This window comes from Microcystis sp. M_OC_Ca_00000000_C217Col, assembly GCF_007095585.1.
GTDB lineage: Bacteria > Cyanobacteriota > Cyanobacteriia > Cyanobacteriales > Microcystaceae > Microcystis > Microcystis panniformis.
The window spans coordinates 1-3,693 of the sequence record NZ_SFBV01000108.1; the positions used below are offsets into that span (position 1 = coordinate 1).

2 protein-coding genes are annotated in these 3,693 nt (G+C 44.4%); both read left to right on the plus strand.

The window, feature by feature from the left end; genetic code table 11:
• Window positions 1-333 precede the first annotated feature (333 nt).
• Window positions 334-1,773: a phosphoglucosamine mutase gene (gene glmM, locus EWV66_RS06550; RefSeq protein WP_052276937.1), complete on the plus strand. Its 1,440-nt coding sequence runs from the start codon at window positions 334-336 to the stop codon at window positions 1,771-1,773.
• 57 nt (window positions 1,774-1,830) lie between these two features.
• A complete protein-coding gene (hpsL, locus tag EWV66_RS06555; RefSeq protein WP_287107872.1) occupies window positions 1,831-3,558 on the plus strand; it encodes a hormogonium polysaccharide biosynthesis protein HpsL in 1,728 nt (575 codons plus the stop codon).
• Window positions 3,559-3,693: the final 135 nt, after the last annotated feature.

Sequence of the window (3,693 nt, forward strand, 5' to 3'; positions counted from 1 at the left end):
AAATAGGCTTTTCGAGGGTAATTCTTGTTTTAATTCTCCATGTACGCGGTCTTTAAAAGCCTCTATTTCGTTCCAAGACACGATTAAGAGTGGCTTTTAGGCTAAGTATAATTACTCATTGCGTAAGTGAGATGCTCCCCTCGGAGCTCGGAGCTGCCTTTTTACTGAAAAAGCTCCCCACACCCCACTTCCCCACACCCCACACCCCACACCCCACACCCCACAGTGTCAGGAACCCTGGGAGGAGGATTAAGGTCAACTGGGAACATTGATTTTAAAAAATCGGTGATCATGTTATCCTCTGAATGTGTTGTGTGAGGAAAGGAATCGGCCATGGTAGCGTCTCTATCGTATCAAAATGGGCAAAAAGCTCGATCGCATCCCCTGTTATCCTTAGGGGGTTTGATTGAATTACCGCCATCCCCCCTGTTTGGCACGGACGGAATTCGCGGCCAAGTGGGAGAATTATTAACTGCCCCCCTAGCGCTACAAATCGGATTTTGGGCGGGACAGGTATTAAAAAATCAAGCTGGTGTCACCAAACCAGTAATTATCGGTCAAGATTCGCGTAATTCCAGTGATATGTTAGCCAATGCTATCACTGCGGGTTTAACTTGGGCGGGAATAGAAGTCTGGCAACTGGGATTATGTCCCACTCCCTGCGTCGCCTATTTAACCAGAGAAAGCGAAGCGATGGGGGGGATCATGATTTCTGCCAGTCATAATCCTCCTGAAGATAACGGCATTAAATTTTTTGACGGCAGCGGTTTAAAATTATCTGGCAGTTTAGCGGCACAGATAGAAGCGGGTTTAAGAGGCAATTTAGAATTAGCAGATAAACCGGAAAATTGGGGAAAAGCGACTTTTTGTCCCGAATTAATCCAAAAATATGGTCAAGCTGTCATTGATTCCGTCGGGAAGGATATGAACCTATCGGGATTAAAAATAGTTTTGGATCTAGCTTGGGGGGCAGCCGTTAACCTAGCACCTTTAGTGTTCCAAACCTTGGGGGCGGAAGTTATCTGCCTACACGATCGAGCCGATGGCGATCGCATTAACGTTAATTGTGGTTCTACCCATTTAGAAAGCCTACAGGCGGCGGTGATTAATCAGCAAGCGGATTTAGGGTTTGCCTTCGATGGCGATGCCGATCGAGTCTTGGCCGTGGATAGTCAAGGTAGAGTAGTAGATGGCGATTATATCCTCTATTTTTGGGGTCGTTCCCTCTTAGAAGCCGGACAGCTACCCGATGGGTTATTAGTAGCCACGGTGATGGCTAATTTAGGTTTTGAACGCGCTTGGCAAAAACTGGGGGGTCAATTCTTGCGGACTGCCGTGGGCGATCAGCACGTTCAGGCGCAAATGTGGGAAACTGGAGCCATGCTAGGGGGTGAACAATCTGGTCATATTCTCTGCCATCATTACGGGGTTTCTGGGGATGGAATGCAAACCGCCCTACATTTAGCGGCTTTAGTGCAGAAATCGGCGGTTTCCTTGGCTAATTTAGTCGATCATAGCTTTGTCACCTATCCGCAGATTTTACGCAATGTGCGGGTGGAAGATAGAGAAGTGCGACGTAATTGGCAGCAATGTGAACCTTTACGGCGGGAAATCCGCCAAGCTGAGACAGCCATGGCAGAAAAAGGCAGAATTTTGGTGCGAGCTTCCGGGACAGAACCGTTAATTCGGGTGATGGTGGAAGCAGAAACCCTAGAATTAGCCAATTTTTGGACAGAAAGGCTAGTGGCAGCGGTGCGAAGCTATCTTTTGTAGTCGATCGAGGGGGACAGGGATTATAATGCCCTTAGCGTAGCGTAGCAAGGCCTAATTATGACCGGACTAAGTATTGATCGCCAGAAAAAAAAGAATAAACAAGGCCAAACAAAAGCTGATAGTCCCCCGCTTAACATCAAAGAGAAACTTGCCCTCAAAAAAGAAGAAAGGCAAAGGAAACAAAAGTTAACGGGGTTGATTATTTTTGCTATTTGTGTAGCAATTTTGCTCGGATTACCCCTCAGCTTATTATTTGATGCCACGATAGGAGCTGCAGTAAGTTTAGCCTTAATTTTAGTAGTTTTCTCCTTTAGCTATCCTCGCATGGCTCTTTGGGCATTTATTATCTATGTCCCCTTCACTGGCACTATTATCTATTGGTTGGGCGGTAATCAAATCCTACAAATCAGTAAAGATATCTTTTATCTACCCGCTTTAATCGCCTTAGTTTTAGAATGTCGAAAAAAGCAATTACCGATTATTGTCCCCAAACAATTAGGTACAACCCTATTATTAATCTTTGTTTTCTGTGTAGTCTGTCTATTAGCCGTCAATTTACAGAGACAATTTCTGCCTACTTGCGATTCCGTGGCTGGGATGAGTATCTTTAGGGATGGTCGTTTGCGCGGGATTCCCTGTCGGGAAAGTGAGACTTTTCTGCAAGGAATATTAGGATTCAAAGTTTTGCTGGGTTATGTCCCCTTGATCTTCTGCACTTATTACTTAATCAAAGACAAAGCGACCCTATTATTTTTTGGTCGTCTTTTAGTGACTTTAGCGATTATTTGTTGTGTCCTAGGACTAATGCAATACTGGATGCTGAAAACCGGTCGTTGTGTAGGAACTAGAGGCTTTGTAGCTGATGCACTATTCAAAGCCCACTTAGATGCAAGGTGTTTGGTTGGTGGGGCATTAGTGTATAGTCCGGAAGTGAATATGATCCGCCTACCGGGTACCTTTGTTTCTCCCTGGCACTGGGCTTGGTTTTTGGTCTCTAGTGCCGTAGTTTGTTATGCCAGTGCCTTTAGTGAAATTTCCCAAAAATGGCGACTAGCAGCCCTAGTGGGTTTAACCCTAGTTTTTATTAATGCAGTGGTCTCTGGGCAAAGATTAGCTTTCTTTGCTGTACCGATGATTATTGGTCTGATGACGATTCTTACGGGACAAATCGCTAACTTAAAAAGATTTTTGCCGATCATTTTTGCCGCCGCTTTACTTCTAGCTATCGGTTTTTCTTTCCTTAACCCCGATTTTGTCCAACAACGCTACGATAGTGCCATCAGCCGTTGGCAACAAGCTCCCCCCACCGCTTTTATTCAAGAACAGTTGGATTTTGCTATCCGTAATCAGGGCGGTATTTTAGGTCGTGGACTTGGTGTGGCCACTTCTGCTGCTAGGGTTTTCGGTGATATTTCCTTTGTGGAAACCTATCACACTAAAGTTTTATTCGAGTTGGGATACATTGGTTTTACCTTGTACATGATATTCATGACCCATCTAGTTTATCTGACATTCCGCACCTATCGTTCCCTCAAAGATCCGACTCTGCGAGGTTTTGCCGGTAGTTATTGGGTTTTGCTGCTCTTTGTTGCCTATCTTCCCTATTGGTATGCCCTCGATACGGATCCTGTGGGCGTTTATTACTGGATATTTGCGGGCGTAATTTTTAGATTACCCGTGATCGAAAAACAGGAAAAAGAAGCCAAAATTCTGGCGGGGGAAACCGCCACAAAATCCTCCAAAAAGGGCTTAAATTTTAAACGCAAAGGTGTTTCTTTAGCTTGAAATATGGGTGTTGGTGATTTCAGTTATCAGTTATCAGTTATCAGTTATCAGTTATCAGTTATCAGTTATCAGTTATCAGTTATCAGTTATCAGTTATCAGTTATCAGTTATCAGTTATCAGTTATCAGTTATCAG